Raw genomic sequence first — 23159 nt, 5'->3', positions numbered from 1 at the left:
AAATAAAACATACTTGAATTATAGGGATTATAGGTATATAATTCGATTTACATTATAATTAAACTTCTTAGGGGGCTGTCTAGTGTCTACATTACAAATTATTCTTAACGTTGCCGTTTTACTCGTGTTCGTTGGAATTTTATATTTTATGAATAAAAAGCACGTTAAGTTTTCAACTCGTGTTTTTACTGGTTTAGGCCTAGGTATAGTACTTGGTCTTGGACTGCATTTAATATATGGTATTGATTCTGATGTGTTAGCTAAAACATCAAATTGGTACAATATTATTGGTACTGGCTATGTTAAATTACTACAAATGGTTGCGATGCCATTAATTTTTATTTCCATTTTAATAGCCTTTACGAAAATGAAGGTTGGTAAAAACTTTGGAAAAATGGCAGCTCTTATTTTAGCCATTTTAATCGGTACAACTGCAGTATCAGCTGCTGTTGGTATTTTTTCAGCAACAGTGTTTCATTTAGATGCTTCACATATTATACATGGTGCTGCAGAAGCAGAGCGTGGAGCGTATTTAGAGGAAAAAACTTCTGGCTTAACTGCACCGGATTTACCAACGCAAATTATTGAGTTGTTCCCAGCAAACCCATTCTTAGATTTAACAGGTGCTCGTTCTACATCAACAATTGCTGTTGTAATTTTCTCAGCATTTTTAGGTTTTGCTTACTTACGTGTAGCACGTAAGGATGGGGATACTGCGGCTACTATTAAAAAAGGCTTGGATGCCATCTATGCATTAGTAATGGGCGTTGTAACAATTGTCTTACGTTTAACACCGTACGGTATTTTAGCAATCATGGCACGTACAGTGGCAACATCGGATTTCGGAGCAATCTATAATCTGGGTAAATTTGTTATTGCGTCTTATGTAGCGTTATTTATCGTGTTAATAGTACACTTATTAATTCTTACTTTAAGTGGTTTAAATCCATTTACGTATTTAAAGAAATCTGCGGAAACATTATTATTTGCCTTCACTTCACGTTCAAGTGCAGGTGCTTTGCCAATGAACATTAAAACACAAACAGGTCGTCTTGGTGTACCTGAGGGTATTGCAAACTTCTCTGGCTCATTTGGTTTATCGATTGGTCAAAATGGCTGTGCTGGTGTTTATCCTGCAATGCTAGCGATTATGATTGCACCGACAGTTGGGATTAATCCGCTTGACCCGGTGTTTATCATTACTGTTATTGCAGTTGTAGCAGTCAGCTCATTTGGTGTAGCTGGTGTCGGTGGCGGTGCGACATTTGCAGCAATTCTTGTATTATCAGCACTTAATTTACCGATTGCACTTGCGGGTGTATTAATCTCTGTTGAGCCATTAATTGACATGGGTCGTACAGCTCTTAATGTAAGTGGTTCAATGACTGCAGGTGTGACAACAGCACGTATTACAAAAGAATTGGACACTGAAGTGTACAATAATAAAGAATTAGGTGCTCAAGTATCGGACCTTTAAAATAGAAAGAGCTACTCTCGTTTGAGGGTAGCTCTTTTTCATTGAATATAAAAAGTGAGTTGTTATGTAAGAAACAACCCATTTTATGAAATCAATTTATCACTTTATATAATTTTTACATAAAAATCTTTACCGTTTATAAGCTCGGTCAGTTCAATATTGTGATTTGTTTTATAGTAATTATAAATATTACGCGCTAACCCAGAATGTCCATTTAAATATGTTCCTTTTTTAATCTCCTTACGTGGATTATGGAAATCAAAATACAGACGTGAATCGTGGCACATTGCATCCAAAATTGCTTTAAACTCTTGTTCTTCAATATGAATCCCTCGTGTATATCTGCACTCTCTGCGGTACGTATCATGAGAAACATTCACCGGCGACGACTCAAGAACCACTTCGATTTTTTTACTCAAATGTAGCAACTCCTTTTTAGAAATTAGCACTAAAGGTAGAAAAGTAGATGTGAAAAAGAAATACCATTTTTATATAAGTTGATTGGAGTGGAGACTGGGCGACTCCTTGGGGATAAGCGGCTCATCGGACGCCCCCAGGAAGCTTTGCTCTGTGCGAAAGCGTAGTGCTAACGTAGCGGCAGCAACAAAGCGCCCGGTCGGAACGGAGATCAACCACACGCTATTGTGATGATCCATAAGGCTATGACTAATATAGTTCAAGTATATAATTATCAGAAAATTATAGCAATATTTTTCCTACCAATCTTGTTGCTGTATTTCTTCTGCTACTACTTGTAAATCATAAGCGTTGATCATTAAAAGTGTATATTCGTGTGTTTCCATATATTTTTCTGCTAGACGTTTCATATACTTCGGGGAACCTTCATTTTCTTCATCATAAATTAGTAGCAGACCATCTGTATTTTGTATAATGAATTTGTCTTTTTCGATAAATTGCCACGGAGCCTCGTATGGCTTTTTCGTTACACTCGTTACAAAATCTGCTTGAGCTACTAATGCTTGATATTTTTCTTTTTTATGTTCCTGCCAATTTTTCTCCTGCTCTAAAAAAGGAGTGATAACTGAATATTTTAAATGAGGAAATTCTTTTTTTAACGCAAGAACAACCTCAGCACCCCATGTTTCAACACCTTGCTGACCACTAATAATCACCCATTCTAAACCTTCATCGATCAATATACGCAGACGATTTTCGAGTGCTTTTTTTATGATGGCAATGCCAGGGTGCTTGTCATTAAAAATGCCTAATTCATGTGGTCTATAGCCAGTAATGATAATTCGTTGCAGCAAAAAAACGCCCCCTAAGCTGTATAGTATGTGTAGTCATAGTATACAGTAGGGGGCGAATGAAAACGAATCCCAAGATGCTGTTGTATAGTTGTTTCCAAGGAAAGTTGATTGTTAGTTTATCTATTAACAGTCCGTAAAAGCCCGATTGATGAAGACTGATAATAGGGTTGAAGAAAGCATCACTGAGTAAAGTTTCAATTTATTAAAACGCAAATAGTGTTAAAACTATGGCTACAGCAGTACAGATTCCTAAGAACCACCATGTATCTGTAAAGTCCTCTTTGGAGTCACTATTCATGTAAAATACTTCCTTTCAGTTTGGTTTTAATCTGTCCATTCCAAGACCAATTCGTCCATACGCGCAGTACTGATTCGAATGGTCCGCGTTTAAATTTCTTGAAATAGGCAAGGCTGAAAACACATTGTAAGCTGTACACGACTAATCCAAATATAATACCGCCAAATACGCCTAGCTTGCCGTATAAGCCTAGACCATATCCATAAAATACTGTTGTACAAATAATGGTTTGCATTAGATAATTGGTTAATGAAAGTTTACCGACACTCTCAAAAGCAGGAGCTAGCATTTGTACTGGGCGAGTTTTATATATTAAAGCTGCAAGGCAGACATAGCCAATTGAAAGTAGCTGTGACCCACCCATCATCAACATTCCGGAAAAATAGCTATCTATAAAACTAAGACTTTTACAAGCAAGGCCTATAGGAACGAGTATTGATCCTATCAAATACCATTTCTTTTCACTTTCCATATTTACAAACGCTTGCTTTTTAGCGAGACCCATACCAAAAAGGAATAATGGTGCATACATGATAGGTCCCAAAATAAGAATAATAAGTATGATAGCAGGATCGTCCATTCCAGGAGGTATGACAGTTGAACGGAAATTCTGTATTTCTAAATAACTTCCATTCGCATACACATTGTCAGCCTTCTCAATATATGTTGCTAACTCTTTTTGTTCTTTTTCAGATACCATTGTAGGACCGAATGATAGAGCCGTTGTCAGTAAAAATAAAATGCCTGCCCAAATAAATACTGTTTTTGGTTTGCGATTAATAAATGGGATTAAAAATAAAGTCATAAAACCGTAGGAAAATAAAATATCGCCATCCCATAAAAATGAATGGAGCCATCCTAATGCTATTAGCCCTGTTGCACGGCGTAAAATGGACCATCGACTCTTTTCCTTTTTTCTACGAATAGACTCTATAAGTTTAATAAGTGAGAAGCCAAATAAAATGGTGAAGATTGGCATAAATGATCCTTCTATAAAGATTTTTACAAAATACAAAGCTCCATTATCTAGGGCAGAAAGATCTTTTAGTTCATCTTTGCCGTACATGCCAAACTGGAAAATTAACAGATTTGCCATTAATATGCCGAATAAGCTAAACCCACGCATTGTATCTATGAAGGTAACACGGTTAGTTGTCATTGCGTTTTATCTCCTTAATTGGTTATCTTATACATAGTGTAGTTGGCAAAGCTTATGGTGAAATGATGACTACCTTAAAGTAATCTTAAAAGAAGGTGATAGCATGCAAGACGCATCAATTTTAGTGTTAGAGGACGAACGTGCAATTGCAGAAATGATTGAAATTATCTTAAGAAAAGAAGGATTTTTGAACATTACACTCTGTGGCACTGTTCAAGAAGCAAAAAAGAAAATTGAAACGAAGATTTTTGACTTTTATCTATTAGATATTATGCTCCCGGATGGTAGTGGACTTGATATGGCAAATATGATTCGAGAGCAAAGTGAAGCACCTATATTCTATTTAACTGCTAAAGGTAGTGATGCAGATAAGCTTCGTGGTTTTATGAACGGTGCAGACGATTATATTACAAAGCCATTTAATCCTCTTGAGCTTGTTGCGAGGGTGAAAGTACAGCTTGCAAGATATATAAAGAAAAAGGATGTGCCAGAAAGTCATTTATTTATATGTAGTCGCTTTACATTTGATGTCGATGCAGCAGAGATAATTGTTAATGATACAAAGGAAATTATTAGTGGTAGATTATTTTATTTATTGAAATATTTATGTGAAAATGCAGGGCAAGTATTATCGAAGGAGCAAATTTATGAGCGTGTATGGGGTGACTGTTTGTTTGATGATAATACAGTGATGGTACACATTCGAAAACTGCGAGAAAAAATAGAAAAGAATCCAGGTAAACCAACGTGCATTATTACTGTGAGGGGTATTGGTTATAAGCTTGTTGGAGATGTTCAATGATGAAACCGGCTGGAAAATTATCGCTTCGTTTTGTGTCTTATTTCATCATTTTTTATTTACTAATTATTTCTGGCTTTATTATTAGTTTGGTGTTTTTTGCAATCTTTATCAATGGTCATGTCGGAGACAATATCCATATAATGACTTCCTCTGAAATAAAAGATGATGCTGTCGTAGAAAGTGGAGATTCTATAAAGATTGCTGATTATTTAGTGAAGCGTGCCAAGGAAAACGTAGGACAATTATATTTGCTCAATCAATCGATGAATATTGTTGATTACACGGGAGATACATGTGAATTATGTGGAATGACAGATAACGAAATAATGGCTCTGAAGCGTCCAGGAATGCACACATGGGAAATTCCTAACTATTATTTGTTATTCCTCCCAACTTCACCTGTTCAACCACTATTTGAGGAAGCATTTCAGGATTGGAAGGAAAAAGGACAGATTCCCTCAGAATTGCTCCAGCGTTTACAGGATAAGAAGGCCTCTGTTGAAATTTATAATGAGCAGTGGGATCGTGTAGAAGTCATCGGTGAGCGCTATAAAAAGCTACATAAACCTCAATTGCTAGAAGAGAAATACGATATTTTTGAGCATAAAGAGTTTACGCAAAATGCTGCTTTAGAGGATGGCTCGACATTAGTTGTGCGTATGCCTAATCCATCATATAAGCCATTTGAGGAACCTTTTAATAAAGCAATGGTTTTATTTGTTTCCATCTTCTTTGGTGGACATATCTTCTTGTTAATAGGGGTCATCTTTTTATCAATTAGCGTTTCCCGTCAATTTGTTCGTCCGCTTGTTTATGTAATATCTCGTATCGAGCGACTAACGCAGTTTGACTACAGTAAGGTGAAAGATAGAAAAATCCATCATCGGAAGACAGGGGAGTTAAAGAGGAAATTTAAATTATTTCAGCCAGTTGATGAATCGATTAATAATTTATCAGAACGCCTTTCCTCCAATGAAAGGCAGATTAAGCAAGTAGAGCAATTACGTGAGGAATGGATAACAGGATTATCCCATGATTTAAAGACGCCGTTAAGCTCTATTTATGGTTATTCAACAATGCTAGCTTCTGAAGACTATGAGTGGACAAAGGAAGAAATGCGAGTTTTTGCAACAACGATGCAGGAGAAGGCAACGTATATGGATGCTCTTATACAAGACCTAACATATACGTATCAAATAAAAAATAAAGCGATACAGCTAGAAAAAGTGTTGTTACCACTCAACGTATGGTTGCCACAATTTGCAGATGAGCAAGTGTCTGTAAAAGTTTATGGAGATATCATGCTCGAAGCGGACGAGCTTTTATTAAAGCGCATTTTAGATAATCTAATAACCAATGCTAAAAAATATACACCTGTTGGTACAAAGGTAAACGTAGAAGCGCAAAATCTAGGTAAGGAAATTATGCTGACGATTGCCGACCAAGGTCCGGGAATTCCTCAGGAGGAGCTCGATAACCTTTTTGAGCGATATTATCGCGGTACTAATACAACGGACGATACAACGGGTACAGGTCTAGGATTGGCAATTACTAAGCAGTTAATTGATTTACACGATGGTACCATTAGTGTCCAATCAGGAGCGGAAGGTACAGTTTTTGTATTGAAATTTAACTGTAAATAGTAGTTTTTTGGCTCATCACCAAAAGTTAGGGATGATATTTGTTAAAACGTATGCCATATATTAATTGGATTAGAGGCTGGGGGTTCATTGGATGCTTCGGGAAAACGCCCAGTCGGAACGGAAATAAATCAACCACATGTTATGGTGATGATCCAAAAAGTATGAGTGTTCTCATCATTTGGAAAGAGGGGCATGGAGTGAAGAGTTATAGCTTGATAGAAGAAAAAATTTAGGGCAAAGTATTTATTGGTAACAAGTAAACTTAAAGGAAGGTAACTGCAAAGAAATTTAAGAAATATATTTTTCAGTGTGCCTTCATTTTAAGTCAGGAGTGTGTTTAGGTTGGAGAAAGAACAGCTAAAAAATAAATATTTACAGCAAATATTTCAATATATTCAAGACGGAATCATCATTATGAATCACAATCGTGAAATTTTAATGATGAATCCTTCAGCGATGCGGTTAACGGGGTGGAAATTAGGAGATCGAGTACCCTATTGTTCATTTTGCGAAAATCGCCAAAAGTCTCCAACAGAACATACATGTTATTTAATAGAACATAATGAGGTTCCCTATTTTTTATCGAAAATGCTTACGTATCATGGTTGTAAAATAGATGTTGAAATTAGCACAGCGCTGATGTATACAGACAGTAAAACAAACGAGCAAGAGTTTCTTCTTGTACTGCGCGATCAAACCCTACAGTTAAAAGAAGAAGAGGCTCGGATTTCAAAACTTATTATTAAACAGCTGATTGAGGCGAAAGAGGAAGAACACAAAAGGCTTGCGCAGGAATTACATGATGGCGTTGGCCAATCATTGTATACAATAGCTGTTGCATTGCAAGCGATAGAATCTTATGTCAAAGATAATGAAAAGCTAAATACGTATATTGAAGAAGTACGCAATGAGCTAGGGCAAGTAATGAATGATATTAAATTGTACGCCTATCAGCTCCGTCCTCAAAGTATTGACCAGTTAGGGATTTCACCTACATTAGGCACACTTGTAGATTCAGTGCAGAAGGTTCATCCCAGTATTTCTATAGTATTAGAAACAGATTTTGAAGAACGTTGTCATCCTTCTGTAGAAATCAATATTTATCGTGTTGTACAGGAGGCTTTACACAATATTGCTAAATATGCAAAGGCTTCTAAGGTGGTTATTCGGCTCGAAAAGAAAGTATCAAATTTAGCACTCTATATAGAAGATAATGGCGTAGGATTTGATCTACAGCACGTGAAGAAAGAAGGACTTGGCTTAAAGCATATGGAGGAACGAATAACTTTGTTAGGCGGATCTTTTAATATTACTTCTGCTTACAATAAAGGTACAAAAATTAGTATTCAAGTACCTAATTGGAAGGATGACTATAGATGATTCGTGTATTAGTGGTAGATGATCATGTGCTAATCCGTAAAGGACTTGTTCTTTTATTGGGAAATTATAAAGATGTAGACGTCGTAGGTGAAGCAGGTGATGGAGCAGAGGCGATAACTCAGGCATTATCATTAGAACCAGATGTCATTTTGATGGATGTATCCATTCCGAATGGGTTAGATGGATTTACAGCTACTCAAGAAATTCATAAGCAAATGCCAAACGTTAAAATTATTATGTTAACAATGCACAATGAAGTTGCTTATATTCAAAAAGCGATTGCTGTTGAAGCCAATGGTTATATTTTGAAAAATAGTCAAGGTGGGGTCCTCTATGAGGCTATCCATGCTGTATCTAGTGGTCGTATATATTATAACGTTGGTATTCCACAGGAACAGATTAATAAATTGTTTGAACATAAAGGGCATGAAGATAAATGCATTTTAACTGTGCGTGAGCAGGAAATAATGAGGTTAACGGTTCTAGGGTATACGAATGTCCAAATTGCTGAGCAGCTATATATCAGTAGTAAAACGGTTGAAAATCATAAATCAAATATTATGCAAAAGCTTGATTTAAGTAATAAAGCTGAGCTTATCCAGTATGGACTTGCAAATAACTATATGTAGAAGCTGGAGCTTTCTTAAATGTAAAAAATAATATCCCGAAAGGACGTTAGAACGGTTACAGGATCACTCAAACAATGAGTGGTCTTTTTTTTGTCATTAACAAATGTTTTTGTACTTCGAGGTCGCTTCGATTCCTCGCGCCAGATGTAGCGATTTAGCATATTTGTTCTTCTTATTCAAAGTAATTTGCAATATTGTCACAGTGAGGAAAGCTAATAGTGGAAAACCCCTATATGTCTGAAAAAGCAGCGAGATTATACTGAAAGCACATGAATAAAAGGAGATGCAAGCACAGTGGATATAACATTTTTAATTGCGAGATTCCTGATTGGATGCGTTGGATCTTTTATGTCCAGTACATTGGGAACACGCGGTTCAATCATTAAATACTTAATGCCACTATATATACCGCCACCTTTTGGCCTAGCGGCATTTTCATTACCGTAAAGTCTGGCGGCTCCACTTGGGCAATAAAAAATGAAAGCAAAAATTTTGTTTTAGCGACAACGATTAAAATTGGGGTTGATTGATGATGATTAAAAAACAAAAAGTTGTTGCCTATAAATCACAAGAGAAAAAGCTAATAATTATGAGTTTTTTAGTAGCTGGGATAATGTTTCTTTCACTAATTGGAAGAATTTTTGGTACCTAGGAGATGAAATTAAATGAATGATTCAGCTGTAATGTGGAGTAGAGCCTTAACAGAGTTAACATTGTCATTCCATATTATTTACGCAACTATTGGTGTTGGCATACCTTTAATGATAATGATTGCTCAATGGGTTGGATTAAAAAATAATGACGAACACTATTTACTACTCGCAAGAAGATGGGCAAGAGGGTTTGTAATTACTGTAGCGATTGGTGTTGTGACTGGTACTGCTATTGGATTGCAGCTATCACTACTATGGCCAAATTTTATGGAGTTGGCTGGTCAAGTAATAGCGTTGCCGTTGTTTATGGAAACGTTCGCGTTCTTTGTTGAAGCAATTTTCTTAGGGCTTTATTTATACACATGGGATCGATTCAAAAATCCAAAGCGACATCTATTATTATTGGTTCCAGTAGCGATTGGTGCTTCTATGTCGGCTGTTTTTATTACGATTGTGAATGCATTTATGAACGCACCACAGGGCTTTGATCTTGTAGATGGGGAGCTTGTGAATATTCAGCCTGTACTTGCTATGTTAAATCCTGCGATGCCAACGAAGGTAGCACATGTATTAGTGACATCTTATATGACGGCAGCGTTTTTATTAGCTTCTATCGCAGCTTATCGTATGCTGCGAGGATCGAAGCATGTGTATCATAAAAAATCGTTACATCTATTATTGAAACTTGGATTAGTATTTTCGCTAGCGGCACTGATCGTAGGTGACTTTTCAGGGAAGTATTTAGCTGAATATCAACCTGAAAAATTAGCTGCTGCTGAATGGCATTTTGAAACTAAAGAGGATGCTTCGCTTGTACTATTTGGCGTATTAGATGGAGAAGAAGTAAAATATGCCATTAAAGTACCGTACGCACTGAGTGTATTGGCGCATAATAATCCTTTTGCAGAAGTAAAAGGTTTAGATCAATTTCCTAAGGATGAACAGCCACCGCTTTATATCCATTATTTGTTTGACATCATGGTAGTTATTGGGACTTTATTAATTGTCGTTGCAGCTATTTATGTACTAGGTAAGTGGCGAGGATGGAAGTTTATTTCTTCAAAAAGCTTTAAGAGAATAGTGGTGGCAGGTGGTCCACTATCGCTTATTGCTGTTGAGGTAGGCTGGTGGTTTGCGGAAGTAGGGCGTCAGCCTTGGATACTTCGTGGTTATATGAAAACGGAGGAAGGAGCCACAACAAGTGGTCAAGTCGATATTATGCTAATACTATTTGCAGGCCTTTACATTGTATTAGCAATAGGGAGTGTCGTAGCACTTATTCGTATGTTCCGTAACAACCCAATTGAACGTGAAATTGAAGAACATAAACAAGTGGAAGGGTGTGAAGAACAATGAACTTAGAAATCTTAGGAATTTCAGTACTATGGTTATTTCTTTTCGGCTATGTCGTTGTTGCATCCATAGACTTTGGAGCAGGTTTCTTTAATGCTTATAGTGTCATGGTTGGTAAAGACCGTATATTGGCAAATGTCATTAAGCGCTATTTATCTCCGGTGTGGGAAATTACAAACGTCTTCCTTGTATTTTTCTTTGTAGGAATAGTGGGTTTCTTTCCTCAGTCGGCTTATTATTATGGCACAATTTTGCTAGTGCCGGTTAGTATCTCATTAATATTAATTGCAATTAGAGGTAGTTATTATGCATTTGAATCTTACAGTTCGAAGGGGATACACATTGGTTATACATTGATGTATGGAATTACTGGTTTATTCATACCAGCATCCCTTTCTATTGTATTAACGATATCTGAGGGAGGGTTTGTGAAAATTGTCAATGAAGTGCCACACTTACAAATTGCTAAACTTTTCACAAGTCCGTTAACTTGGTCTATTGTGCTATTAAGTATAGTGGCGGTTTTGTATATTTCAGCTGTTTTCTTAACTTGGTATGGGGAAAGAGCGCAAGATGAACATGCTTCTAATTTAATGAGAAAATATGCACTCGGTTGGTCGTTACCGCTCGTAATAAGTGTAGTAGGGGTTATGGTGGCGTTAAAGGGACATGTGCCTGAGCATTATGAAAATATGTTAAATCTGTGGTGGCTTTTCGCGATATCAGGTGTTCTATTTTTTATAACACTAATTCTTTTATTTAAAAAGAAAAAATATGGAATAGCAGTATTTTTAATGGTTGCACAATTCGGATTTGCATTTTTCGGTTATGGTATTTCACATTATCCTTATTTGCTGTATCCGTATCTATCAGTCTATGACAGCTTTACAAACGAAACAATGGCTGTTGCCTTAGTGATAGCGTTTATTGGAGGGCTAGTTCTACTCATACCTTCACTATATTTAGTAATGAAATGGTTTGTGTTTGATCGTGACTATGCTTGTGGTAAACGTAATCATCATGTATAGGGAGGAACTATAATGAATCAATTTATTATTTTGTATGCACCTTTTCTTGTAGTGGCTGCCAGTATTGTGATTGGCTTTTGGATAGGGCCGAAAGATCGTCAAATGAAGCAATAAATAGGTAAATTCCATATTAATTGAGGGGCTATCTAGCAAGACATGAGTGCTTGACTTTCTAGATAGCTCCTTTAAGTGTTTTACTATATACATCTCTCTGATGGATGCTCAATTTTCACGTAGCGCCATAAATTATTGGCGATGTCGCGTGCTTCAGCAGCATGTCCCGTCCCGACAAATGCTTTTCTGAAAGGAGTAAGTAGTGATTCGATAATGAAAAGCTTTGGTTTCTCACGTTGTAATTCTTCTAGCAAAAATTCAGTGTATTCTAAGCCCTCAACTGTTTCATCCTTAGACAATTCCTTCATAAATCCATGCAATTGTTCAACAATCATTTCCTTGTTAATCGATTGATAGTTCACCACATTTTGAATAGCGTTAATCATTTCAACGTTTATAATGACTTCTTTGGATTCTAACATTACAGGAATGATTGCTTTAATATTGCGCAATGCTACACGGACAATTGCTTCGCGACTAATAAATTGGAAATCCGAAATTAAAACTGCTCGTAATGAAAGGTTAATCATTCCGAGAGCCTGTATAGCGCATTCATAGCTCAGAGTACTAATTTCTTCACCGAAAACTTGTACAAAACGATTAGCAAGCCATTCTAGCTCCTGTAAGTAATAGTTCAAAATAATCTTTTTAAGTTCTTTGTCACGAGAAGAGGTAATCGATTCAAAAATTTGAATTAGATTGTGCTCCCGATTGACATACATGAGCACGGCAACTTGCTGTGTTAACACTTCTAAGTCAGTCGGGTCTTTTCCGTAAAGAAGCTCATGTCGACGATTGCTTGCCTCTTCACGCCCTTCATCTAGAATGGCGATTAAACATTCGTTTTTGGCAGCGAAATGATTATAAAATGTACCTTTTGAAATTTTTGCTGCACTAATAATATCGTTAATTGATGTTTCCACGAATCCTTTTTCGATAAAAAGCTCACGAGCAGCAGTAATTATTTGTCTTTTTCTTTTGTTCATAACCTCACCTTTTTAAAGTTATTATACTATCATTCTAATACGAAAACGCCTATATATCAATGTTTATGGAGGGAATATTCTTTTTTCTTGAAAAAAGTAGACTGCGAGTATAAAATAAGTTTTATCGAAAAAAACAAGAAAGAATTGAGGGATATAAATGAATAGTGAGCAAACAATGAAAAAGCCCCCTTATGGCATGATTGCTATTTTATTTGTGGGTGCTTTTGTTGCTTTTCTAAATAACACATTATTAAATGTTGCATTACCAACAATCATGAAAGATTTTGGTATCACAACGTACTCTAAGGTACAATGGCTTGCGACAGGGTATATGCTTGTAAGTGGTATTTTGGTACCAGCTTCGGCATTCTTTGTAACACGCTTTAAAAATAGACATTTATTTATTGCAGCGATGTCAGTCTTTACGATTGGTACAATTATGGCTGGATTTGCACCTAACTTCGGTATGCTATTAGCGGGTCGTATGGTGCAAGCGGCGGGTGCATCAACAATGTCACCACTTTTAATGAATGTCATGTTAACTAGCTTCCCAAGAGAAAAACGTGGGGCAGCGATGGGGATATTTGGTTTAGTCATGATTATGGCACCAGCAATAGGTCCTACATTATCAGGATATATTGTTGAGCACCATGATTGGCGAATGCTATTCCAAATGATTATTCCGTTTGCTGTTATTAGTTTATTGTTTGCTGTTTGGAAATTAGAAAACGTGATGGAAACACGTGAAGTTCATTTAGATTTCCCATCCGTATTATTATCAACAATAGCATTCGGTGGTATACTGTATGGATTTAGTGCAGCGGGGGATAAGGGCTGGTCAAGTCCTTGGGTATATGGCACGATTTCAGTTGGTTTTATCGCCTTAATGATCTTCATATTAAAACAATTACGTATGGATCAGCCTTTGTTAGAATTACGTATTTATAAATACCCAATGTTTGCGTTGGGATCAGCTATCTCGGTTATCGTCTCAATGGCTATGTTCTCTGGTATGATTTTAACTCCTGCTTATGTACAATCGATTCGTGGAATTGATCCATTTAAAGCGGGTTTAATGATGCTTCCTGGAGCACTTTTAATGGGGATTATGTCGCCGATTACAGGGAAACTTTTTGATAAATTTGGACCGCGAGTGTTAGCGATGATTGGTTTATCCATTACAACACTAGCAACATTCGGGTTAGCAGAATTAGAAATTGATTCAAGCTATACGTATATTGTGTCAATGTACACGATTCGTATGTTCGGCTTGTCAATGGTCATGATGCCAATTATGACAAACGGTTTAAACCAAATACCACAAAAGATGAACCCACATGGTACAGCGATTAATAATACAGTCCAGCAAGTGGCAGGGGCAATTGGTAGTGCTGTGATGGTAACGATTATGAATAACCGTACAAAAGCAACTGCTCAAGATTTAATTGCAGAAGCGAAGGCAAATGCGGTACAGTCAGGTGCTACACCAACACCTGAGCAAATGCAACAAATGAAAGAACAAATTATGCAAAATGCATTATTAGATGGTATTACTCACTCATTCTTAATTGCTGCATGCCTTACAGTGGTGGCACTTGTGCTTGCGCTGTTCCTAAAACGTTCCAAAGTTGAAGTGGTTTCCACGGATTTGAAAAAACCAACTAAATAATAATGAACTGCTATGCTCCCTTATAGATAGACGGATGAAAGAATTAATTCTGTTTATCGAAGGGGAGTTTTTTGATGCATATATTAAAGTTGGTCTCTCTATTTTTACGTAAAATATCGATGTAATGAGAAAAACTAAGCAATTCATCGTTTTCAATACATTCAATAATAGCGAACAATTGAGGATTTAATTATAGGAAATTAATGCTTTTTCCAAGTAATGCTTCAAGGGCCGTTCAAAGTAAAATAGCTCTCTTTACCGAAACAAAGAAACAGAAACCTTCTGTCTTATTATCTAAAAAATATCTCAATAATGGAAATTGCTGTTGCGATTTTCGAAGTTCATGAATGCATATCTTTTGTTAATTTAGGAATAGAAACACATAAAAAATCAAGAAATTTTGTTTTAAGTATATATAAAATGATAGCGATATTCGTTGTAGGGCACTCAAAAAAGCACGGACATTAGCCAAAGAGAAAGGGTGGATGAATTTTAAAATCCTCTAAACCTTTTACGCTAATGTCCTTGCAGTAATTAAGCATCCTTTTTAAATAATGCTCCTGGCCAAAACGCATATTTACCGAGAACTGTCGTAATGGCAGGTACGAGCAATGGACGTACAATGAATGTATCAAGCAACACGCCAATTGCCGTAACGACACCGAACTGAACAAGTACTTGAATAGGTAATGTAGCTAGGACAGCAAATGTTCCAGCTAAAATAAGACCAGCAGATGTAATAACACTTCCTGTTCGTACGACACCTTCCTCAACGGCCGTTAAATGATCTTCTGTTCTACGTTTCTTCCAAATTTCCGAAATCATAAAGATATTATAATCTTCCCCGAGTGCTACTAAAAATACAAACGCATATAGTGGGATTGCTCCTGAAATGGCCTCTGCTCCCATTACATGGTGTAAAATAAGCCAGCCTGCACCAAGTGCCCCAAAATAAGAAATAACAACCGTTGCTAATAAATAAACAGTCGCTGTTATTGAACGCAGATAAATAAATAATAGTAAAGCAATTAAAGCAATCATTGTTGGCATAATAACGGTTTCATCACGTACAGTTATTTGTTGTGTATCATATTGACTGGCTGTTTCGCCGCCAATCCAGATATGATTTTCTGCATTTTTTACACCTTCAGCTTCAAGCATTTTTGCAACCTCTGCCTTGAGCTCTGGAATATGAGCTAACGATTCCTTAGCATAAGGATTTGCGTTTAAAGAAAGTTCGTACAATTGAATGTCATTATTTTTCTTTCCGATTTGGACATCTGCAACACTATCAATATAAGGGATTTCCGTTAATGGCTGCTGCAAATTAAAATCTGCCTCTTTTGTATCAATGACAAGCTGTACAGGTGCTAGTTCTCCGGGTGAGAAATTTTCTTCTATTAAAGTAAAGCCTTCACGTGATGGCATATCCTCAGGGAATGACGATAATAAGTCAAAAGTATACTGAATACGTGGCACGAATGCTGCTAATCCACCGAGTAACAGTAAAGTGACAACAATGACAATCCGTGGTTTATGCGTCACAAAGCGCCCAATCTTATGGCTTATTTTATGTGTTGGTTTGTGCTGTTTTTTACCCTTCTTATGAGTCATTTCCTCTGTTCGAGGTATGAATGGGAAGAAGGCGACGCGACCTACAATGACAAGAATTGCTGGAAGAACAACAAGTGCTGTAATTCCCATCACGAGTACGCCAAAGCTAAATGGAACTGCAAAGCGTTGGAATGCACCATAATGGGCAAGACTAAGAGTAGCTAGACCGATGACAACCGTTAAGGCACTCATTATAATTGCACCGCCAGATTCCTTTATAGCAAGCTTCATGGCAGTAGTCTTATCCTCAATTTCAAATAATATCTCTCGGTACTTTGATATTAAAAATAAACAATAATCTGTACCTGCACCAAAGAGTAAAACAGTCATAATAGAGACGGCCTGCGAATCCTTATCTATCCATCCATGATCAGCCAAGAAGCCGAGCGTTGGACTTATGACACCATAGGCAAGAATAACAACGATTAATGGAATAATAGCTAATAATGGTGAACGATAAATAATAATTAGTAATACTAAAACAAGGAGCACTGTGGCAATTAATAATTTCACATCAGCCTGAGAGAATAAACTGACAGCATCTGTAGCGATACCAACTGGTCCGGAATAACGCACATGAAGATCGTCATTAGCTAAGTCTTTATCTAGTTGGACATTATACGTATTCATTGTTTTTGTTAATGCTTTTAAACTCTCTCGTAACGTATCAGTAGCCACACCTTTTTCAAAGAAAACAGGCGTTACGATCGTCGTGCCGTTGTCAGATGCAGACGCTACAAAGGCTTGAGGTGGCATTTTATCATAAGGCGGAATAAGAGTTTGGTTTTCTAAAGGTTTAGCTTTAAGTTCTCCGTAAACCTTTTGAATGGCTAGGAAATCGTCGGTAGTTAACCCACTTTCTCGATGCCAAACGAGTAATAATGGTGTACCTGCTTCATTCGGAAATTGTTCTGCAATAATAGCCGCTGCTTGCTGAGACATTTCGCTCTCGGGTAAATTATTACCAGATTCACTCTTGATACTATTAATCTGTGGCCAGGCAAAAGAGAGTAGAACCACAAGTAAAACCCAAAAAGCAATGGCTAATAAGCGACCCTTTTTACTTGCTACCATTGAGCCCCATTGCTCAAGGGGATGTTTTTTCATGATGGGACCTCCATTTCATGTAAGTAATTATGTAGTAATATTAATTATATATACCGGAAGGTTAATTAATCAATTGTAAAAAAATTATATGCTATACTATGTCTAAAAAGAATCCTTTATAAGGGGGCGAACTTGTTGAAGCAGTCACCGCGTATTCTCGGGAGACCTCGCCATGATGAAAATGCGAAACCAAAAAAAGATATTGTCCTTGAAACGGCAACAAAGCTTTTTATAAAAGAAGGCTATAAAAATATTTCGATGGATGATGTAGCAAAAGCTTGTAACGTTACAAAGGCTACTATCTATTACTATTACCCGACTAAAGGTGATTTATATACATCAACGTTGCTGGTGATGATGGATCAAATCAAATTGTCCATTTTGCAGATCTTAGAGCAGTCAATATCATTTAAAGACCGGCTGGAGAAACTTGTTGAAATTCATTTGTCGGCTACTGTGGATATTGACATGAAAAATTTTATGAGAGAAGCGACAATTAATTTATCGAAATCTCAATTAAAAGAAGTGCAAGCAGCAGAAAATAATATGTATAAAACGATAGAGCAGGCGATGCAGCTAGAGATGGAGCTAGGCACGATTCGGAAGGGAGATGCTACTTTTTTTGCACATGCGTTTATGGCTTTAATGTCAGTAGGCTACGTTAGAGGCGGGGAAGGGAAAAGTTTATTTCAATCAGAAGCTATGGCCGCGAACGAAATTATAGACTTTTTCTGGCGATCTGTTAGGAAATGATTTCTTTTATTATAAGTAATAAAAATGCTGAAGATAAAATAAGTATACGAGATCGATTTAGGGGAAGCTTAATTAGACCAAATACTATTGAAAATCAAATGTTTTACAAAGGCATTTTAAAAATTCGAGCTCAAAAATATTGTATTTTTTAACAATGGGGACAAAAAGCAAACTTAACTACGATATATAGTTAACAAAATCAATGAATTTTGAAAAGATTGTCGAAATTGTGATTTAGCTCATTGAAATAATGTACAAACAGCCTTATAATGGAGGTTGTAACGTCACCAAGACAAGATAAGGATGGAATTATGATGCACTTTTTGCAAAATAAAGTTAACATTGTAATAACAAGTTATACGAATTGCTATCCAGCTCTTGAGACTGGTGATTTGTAAGATATACGCGCTGTATCGACTGTTAAGAAGTGCCTTAATGGTCTTTTTTACATGGAAGCAATAAAATTAAAATAGTGATAGTGATGGCAAAGGAGAGTTCAAAATGTCAGAAACGAATAACCAAACACAGTCTGAACAATTAACTGTGAGTCAAGAACAACTGGATGTGCTAGATCAATTATTAAAGCCTGAGGTTCAGGAATCACTTACAACTTTAGTGGAACAATTACCTAAGTTAACTGAAATGATGACGTTATTAACAAAATCATATGAGTTTGCTCAAGCTGTTGCAACTGACGAAGTACTTAAAAATGATACTGTTGGTGCGGTAACAGAAATGGCTGGCCCAGTAGTAGGCTCAGCAAAAAATCTTGCAGCTACTGCAATTGAAGCGAAAGATCGTGCTTCTGAAAGCCAAGAAGTAATTGGTTTATTCGGTCTTATGAAAATGTTAAAAGACCCACAAGTTCAAGGTGTTTTCCGTTTTGTTAATGCTTTCTTACAAGTAAGCGCTGAACGTAAATCTAAATAAGACTCGACTCGAGATATATTCAAAACGTAAGGACGGAGGATTAATTAATCATGTCAAAAGAAATCGTCATCTTAGGTGCTGGTTACGCTGGCGTTTTAACTGCATTAACTGCACGTAAGTATTTATCAGCTGATGAAGCTAAAATTACTGTAGTAAACCAATTCCCAACACACCAAATCATCACTGAGCTTCACCGTTTAGCTGGTGGTACTATTGCTGAAGGTGCTGTTGCTTTACCACTAAAAAAAATCTTTAAAGGTTTAGATATCGATTTACAAATTGCTAAAGTAACGAAATTCAATGTAGACACTAAAAAAGTTGACCTAGACACTGGTTATACTTTAAATTACGATACATTAGTAGTATCTTTAGGTAGCCAAACTGGATTCTTCGGTATCCCAGGATTAGAAGAAAACTCAATGGTACTTAAATCAGTAAACGAAGCAAACAAAATTAACAAACACATCGAAGACCGTATTAAGGCATATGCTCAAACAAAAGACGAAGCAGATGCGACGATCGTTATCGGTGGTGGCGGTTTAACAGGTGTTGAGCTTGTTGGTGAAATTGTGGACAACTTCCCGAAAATCGCAGCAAAACACGGTGTTAACTTTGCAGATCTTAAAATCAAACTTGTTGAAGCTGGTCCTAAAATTTTACCAGTACTTCCAGATGTACTTATTCAACGTGCTACTGAAAGCTTAACAAAACGTGGCGTTGAATTCATTACAGGTACTCCTGTAACAGGTGTTGATGGTAATGTTATCTCTCTTAAAGATCGTGAGCCAATCGTTGCCAATACACTTATTTGGACAGGTGGGGTAGCTCCACTTCCAATCGTAGGTGAGTCTGGTCTTGCAGCAGACCGCGGTAAGGCTACGATTAACGAGTTCTTACAATCTACATCTCACAATGATGTATTCGTAATTGGTGATGCATCTGTAGCATTACCAGCTGATGGCGGACGTCCGCTATACGCACCAACTGCTCAAGTTGCATGGCAAATGGGTGAATGCGCTGGCTACAACCTATTCGCACAATACAAAAACCAAGAGATGAAGACTTTCTCTGCAATTAACTCTGGTACACTTGCAAGCTTAGGCCGTAAAGACGCTGTTGCGACTATCGGTGCTAGCAACACAGAACTTAAAGGTCTTCCTGCAACACTTATGAAAGAAGCGTCTAACATTCGCTATCTTACACACATTAAAGCGCTATTCGGCTTAGCGTATTAATATTTTAAGGGCATGAATCAATAGTTATATTGAATTCATGCCCTTTTTTGTTTTAGTTTTAGATAGGATAGCATCGTCAAAGCCGTGGATAGAACAGCCCAAATCGTGGATAGCCCCGACAGAGCGACGGAAAGAAGAGTCGAAGTGACGGATAGTAGAGCTAGAGCGACGGAAAGAAAAGTCGAAGCGACGGATAGCAGAGCTAGAGCGACGGAAAGAAATGCCGAAACGACGAATGAGCTATTGATACTACGGTAGAATGCCATTATGTCTTATCCCACGATTTTATGTAGCACCTCTTTAATAGGAGGTGCTACCATTTTTATATCGCTATTTCTTCCGTATACAAAAGCGAAACGAAAGCGACAATATAAAATTGCGTCTAATCAGTAAGCTTAGAAATATTTCTATAAAATCTGGCCTTTGAAGGTTGAACATTAAAAATTAGCAGTATAGTTGCTACTAAAAACATGATGATGGCTGCAGATACAACAACATATCGAATAGATATAATATCAGCTGCAACTCCAAAGACGGCAGTGATGATGATAATTAGCAAGGCTTCTACAATACCGTAAATACTTATTATTCTCCCCATGCTATCGACAGGAATATTGCTTTGATAAAAAGTATGGAAGCCCGTATTGGCAAAGGCTGTTGCAAAGGATGTAATAAAAAAGCCTAAAGAAGCTATAAGAAATGTATAAGAGGATGTGAAAATTAAATAGCCTAAAGCTGTTATTAGTGATCCCAACCCTATAAGCCAAGCGGTTGGGATATTTTCAACGAATGCTGTATTCATTAAAGAACCAACTAATATCCCAGCGCCTGCTATGCTCACTAAAACACTGTATTCACCTTCGGAAAATGAAAGTACTTGGGTAGCAAAGGCAGCCTCTAAAGAATCTGTCGCTGTCATCATGACAATCATCGCACTAAATAAAAAATAGATCATCATAATATACGGATTTTTAAGGCTAAATCTTATAACAAGTTTCCAATCATTAAATAATACTTTGTAGGAAATTTTCTCCTCGTCCTTACGAGCAAGCTGTTGATTAGCTTCAATATTAGGCATGCCTAATGTAATACATGCTGATAAAAATAAAGCAGCGGCGTTCAAGTAAATTGCCATATTAGGCGTTCCAATCGTAAATAGCAGTCCTGCAATGGCTGGACCGGTTACGAATGCACCGGAATCAAGTAAGCTACGAAGCGAGTTAAAACGTTTTCTTTGTTCAATTGGTATCAATTTCGTAATGTAGGTCATGGAAGTCGGATGATACATAGAACTAGCTATTGTGATAACAAAAACCATGAAATATATCCAAGTCAAAGTAGAGAAGAAAGGTAGTATGACAATTAGAAAAGATTCGAAAAGATTGAGAACAATCATGAGATATTTTTTATTTAAACGATCTATCAAACTGCCTGACCAAAAATTGGCGAAAAGTGAAGATGACGCTCTAACGATATACAAACCGGACACAGCTATAGCCGAACCAGTAAGATTTAAGACAATAAGATTTAAAGCTATAAAATATATCCAGCTTCCAACGCTGGAAATACCAATACTAAACAATAATATCGACGGATAACGCCACTTTTCTAAAAATTTATTCATGCTCATATAAATTCCTCCTTGTAGTTATGACAAGTAACTAAAAAATCCCACCCCCAAGACGATTTGTCTTAGGGACGAGATTGTGGAATTTATACTCACGTGGTGCCACCCTAGTTCGCTATTATGTCACCATAATAGCCTTTTCAGTACGGCATAAATTCTTATGCTTATACTGTTACTCTGTAACGGGAGTTCCCGTCGCACCATCATTCAAGCTAAAATCCAATGCGCTACTCCGAGACTTGGTTCAATAATTCGTTCTTACTCGTTTTCAGCAACCCGAGCTCTCTGGGAAGAACAGCCTTATTTACTCTTCTCTTCAATGTATTTTCGATAGTGTAGCATATGTTTATATTTTTAGTAAAGTATTCCTTTTTAAAATATTCCGATAAACCCGAAAAAATATATTTGAAAAAATCAAAAAGACAAATAAGCCAGTAGCCTTTCATTTCGATAAAAAGGGCTACTGGCTTGTTTAAATAAAAGTGGTGAATAATTGACTCTTGCCATCTATTAAGTTTTGCCAAAATAATAATTTCTCCAAAATGATCTGTGGGTTGGCATATATCTACACGGATACGAAGCAATGCGTCAGTTAGAGGATTTATGGCATTATTTTAGACTTTGATGGAAGTTGAAGAAATAAAGATAAAATTTGTAGGTTTATCTGTTTTATTAAACCAGTTGTGGGGTATGGTTGAATTCATATGAATACTATCCCCAGGTAAAAGATCATATTCTGTATTATCAAGAATGATCGTCAAGATTCCATCGGTGACATAAATAAATTCCTGTCCTTCATGAGAAAAAGGAGTTTCTCGTTTGTCCCCAGGTAATAAGGTTACTAAAATTGGAACAAATATAGGATTTGATACATTTCCAGAAAGGTCCGAATAAATAAATGATGATTTATGTTCCGATTGTTTATAAGCGCCACGTCTAATCATATTTTTGTCCATTTGTATTGAATCTGGAAAAAAATAACTAGGGCTAACACCGAGAGCTTCAGATATTTTGCGCAAGGAGTGTAATGTAATAGAACAAAGAGATCGTTCTACTTGAGATAAAAAGCTTATTGATAAATCTGTTTTTTCAGAGACTTCCTTTAATGTCATTTTTTTTGACTTACGAAGTCTTTTTATTAAAATCCCTATATCTTGATCCATTTTATCAACCTCAAATATAGTCTTATTGTAATAAAGTATATATAATACTTAAATTCTTGTAAAGTTATGGTAGCCTTTGGGTTTGAGTTGTTTCCGTAGAAGTTTGCTGAAAAATATTGAATTTTCAAAAAACGAGTGTATAATAATTGTAAACGCTTTACATGCCTAATTGTATCTTTCAGTGAAATTTAAGTGGTATTTAAATTTTTGTTTACATAAACTTTATGAAATTGAACTTTTTATGTAACAATCAATTTCAAATCTAGGT

General features: G+C 36.5%; 19 protein-coding genes and 1 other annotated feature. Of the genes, 12 read left to right on the top strand and 7 right to left on the bottom strand.

Going from position 1 to position 23159, the window contains the following annotated elements; translation table 11 throughout:
• Nucleotides 1–148: 148 nt before the first annotated feature.
• Nucleotides 149–1477 carry an L-cystine transporter gene (locus tag ACQKNC_RS19640; protein ID WP_427426449.1) on the top strand — a complete coding sequence of 443 codons (1329 nt, stop codon included), beginning with the start codon at nt 149–151 and terminating at the stop codon, nt 1475–1477.
• A 104-nt stretch (nt 1478–1581) separates the two neighbouring features.
• Here ACQKNC_RS19640 and ACQKNC_RS19635 read toward each other — a convergent pair whose 3' ends face one another.
• From ACQKNC_RS19635 to ACQKNC_RS19625, 3 genes are all read right to left on the bottom strand, one after another.
• Nucleotides 1582–1896, bottom strand: coding sequence for a hypothetical protein (locus ACQKNC_RS19635; protein ID WP_427426430.1), 315 nt, complete (start codon nt 1894–1896; stop codon nt 1582–1584).
• A gap of 297 nt (nt 1897–2193) precedes the next feature.
• Complete coding sequence (locus ACQKNC_RS19630; RefSeq protein ID WP_427426429.1) at nt 2194–2748, bottom strand: SLOG family protein; 555 nt, start codon at nt 2746–2748, stop codon at nt 2194–2196.
• A gap of 290 nt (nt 2749–3038) precedes the next feature.
• Complete coding sequence (locus ACQKNC_RS19625; RefSeq protein WP_427426428.1) at nt 3039–4205, bottom strand: DUF418 domain-containing protein; 1167 nt, start codon at nt 4203–4205, stop codon at nt 3039–3041.
• Nucleotides 4206–4308: 103 nt separating this feature from the next.
• Between ACQKNC_RS19625 and ACQKNC_RS19620 the strand changes: the two genes are divergently transcribed.
• The 7 genes from ACQKNC_RS19620 (at nt 4309) to cydS (ending at nt 11807) form a co-directional block, all read left to right on the top strand.
• Entirely contained in the window at nt 4309–5007 is a 699-nt protein-coding gene (locus ACQKNC_RS19620; RefSeq protein WP_427426427.1) for a response regulator transcription factor, read from the top strand.
• A complete protein-coding gene (locus tag ACQKNC_RS19615; protein ID WP_427426426.1) occupies nt 5004–6650 on the top strand; it encodes a sensor histidine kinase in 1647 nt (548 codons plus the stop codon). Before ACQKNC_RS19620 ends, ACQKNC_RS19615 begins: the two co-directional genes overlap by 4 nt.
• A 342-nt stretch (nt 6651–6992) precedes the next feature.
• Nucleotides 6993–8030 carry a PAS domain-containing sensor histidine kinase gene (locus tag ACQKNC_RS19610; RefSeq protein WP_427426425.1) on the top strand — a complete coding sequence of 346 codons (1038 nt, stop codon included), beginning with the start codon at nt 6993–6995 and terminating at the stop codon, nt 8028–8030.
• Complete coding sequence (locus tag ACQKNC_RS19605) at nt 8027–8659, top strand: response regulator (RefSeq protein WP_427426424.1); 633 nt, start codon at nt 8027–8029, stop codon at nt 8657–8659. Before ACQKNC_RS19610 ends, ACQKNC_RS19605 begins: the two co-directional genes overlap by 4 nt.
• 665 nt (nt 8660–9324) lie before the next feature.
• On the top strand, nt 9325–10668 hold the full coding sequence (locus ACQKNC_RS19600) for a cytochrome ubiquinol oxidase subunit I (protein WP_427426423.1): 1344 nt from the start codon (nt 9325–9327) through the stop codon (nt 10666–10668).
• Complete coding sequence (locus ACQKNC_RS19595; protein ID WP_427426422.1) at nt 10665–11693, top strand: cytochrome d ubiquinol oxidase subunit II; 1029 nt, start codon at nt 10665–10667, stop codon at nt 11691–11693. The genes ACQKNC_RS19600 and ACQKNC_RS19595 overlap by 4 nt, the downstream gene beginning before the upstream one ends.
• 12 nt (nt 11694–11705) lie before the next feature.
• On the top strand, nt 11706–11807 hold the full coding sequence (gene cydS / locus ACQKNC_RS19590; protein ID WP_427426421.1) for a cytochrome bd oxidase small subunit CydS: 102 nt from the start codon (nt 11706–11708) through the stop codon (nt 11805–11807).
• 83 nt (nt 11808–11890) lie between these two features.
• On the opposite strand, the gene ACQKNC_RS19585 is transcribed toward cydS, so the two are convergent.
• On the bottom strand, nt 11891–12793 hold the full coding sequence (locus ACQKNC_RS19585) for a TetR/AcrR family transcriptional regulator (protein ID WP_427426420.1): 903 nt from the start codon (nt 12791–12793) through the stop codon (nt 11891–11893).
• 157 nt (nt 12794–12950) lie between these two features.
• Between ACQKNC_RS19585 and ACQKNC_RS19580 the strand changes: the two genes are divergently transcribed.
• Nucleotides 12951–14462, top strand: coding sequence for a DHA2 family efflux MFS transporter permease subunit (locus ACQKNC_RS19580; protein ID WP_427426419.1), 1512 nt, complete (start codon nt 12951–12953; stop codon nt 14460–14462).
• A gap of 534 nt (nt 14463–14996) precedes the next feature.
• On the opposite strand, the gene ACQKNC_RS19575 is transcribed toward ACQKNC_RS19580, so the two are convergent.
• Nucleotides 14997–17183, bottom strand: a complete 2187-nt coding sequence (locus tag ACQKNC_RS19575) for an MMPL family transporter (protein ID WP_427426418.1) — start codon at nt 17181–17183, stop codon at nt 14997–14999.
• Nucleotides 17184–17318: 135 nt separating this feature from the next.
• Here ACQKNC_RS19575 and ACQKNC_RS19570 point away from each other — a divergent pair, with 135 nt between their 5' ends.
• From ACQKNC_RS19570 to ACQKNC_RS19560, 3 genes are all read left to right on the top strand, one after another.
• Nucleotides 17319–17936 carry a TetR/AcrR family transcriptional regulator gene (locus tag ACQKNC_RS19570; protein ID WP_427426417.1) on the top strand — a complete coding sequence of 206 codons (618 nt, stop codon included), beginning with the start codon at nt 17319–17321 and terminating at the stop codon, nt 17934–17936.
• A 501-nt stretch (nt 17937–18437) separates the two neighbouring features.
• Nucleotides 18438–18866: a DUF1641 domain-containing protein gene (locus tag ACQKNC_RS19565; protein ID WP_068985866.1), complete on the top strand. Its 429-nt coding sequence runs from the start codon at nt 18438–18440 to the stop codon at nt 18864–18866.
• Between the two features lie 50 nt (nt 18867–18916).
• Entirely contained in the window at nt 18917–20101 is a 1185-nt protein-coding gene (locus ACQKNC_RS19560; protein WP_427426416.1) for an NAD(P)/FAD-dependent oxidoreductase, read from the top strand.
• Nucleotides 20102–20483: 382 nt separating this feature from the next.
• Here the strand turns inward: ACQKNC_RS19560 and ACQKNC_RS19555 are convergent, their stop codons facing one another.
• Together ACQKNC_RS19555 and ACQKNC_RS19550 are read right to left on the bottom strand one after the other, a co-directional pair.
• Entirely contained in the window at nt 20484–21731 is a 1248-nt protein-coding gene (locus ACQKNC_RS19555) for an MFS transporter (protein ID WP_427426415.1), read from the bottom strand.
• A gap of 61 nt (nt 21732–21792) precedes the next feature.
• Nucleotides 21793–22057, bottom strand: a binding site (T-box leader).
• 285 nt (nt 22058–22342) lie between these two features.
• Nucleotides 22343–22891, bottom strand: coding sequence for a helix-turn-helix domain-containing protein (locus ACQKNC_RS19550; RefSeq protein WP_427426414.1), 549 nt, complete (start codon nt 22889–22891; stop codon nt 22343–22345).
• Between the last annotated feature and the right edge of the window lie 268 nt (nt 22892–23159).

This window comes from Lysinibacillus sp. NPDC094177, from assembly GCF_050279145.1.
In the GTDB taxonomy this organism is placed as follows: domain Bacteria; phylum Bacillota; class Bacilli; order Bacillales_A; family Planococcaceae; genus Lysinibacillus.
Note: the sequence above shows the minus strand (reverse complement) of the source record. Positions and strands in the feature narration are given on the sequence as shown.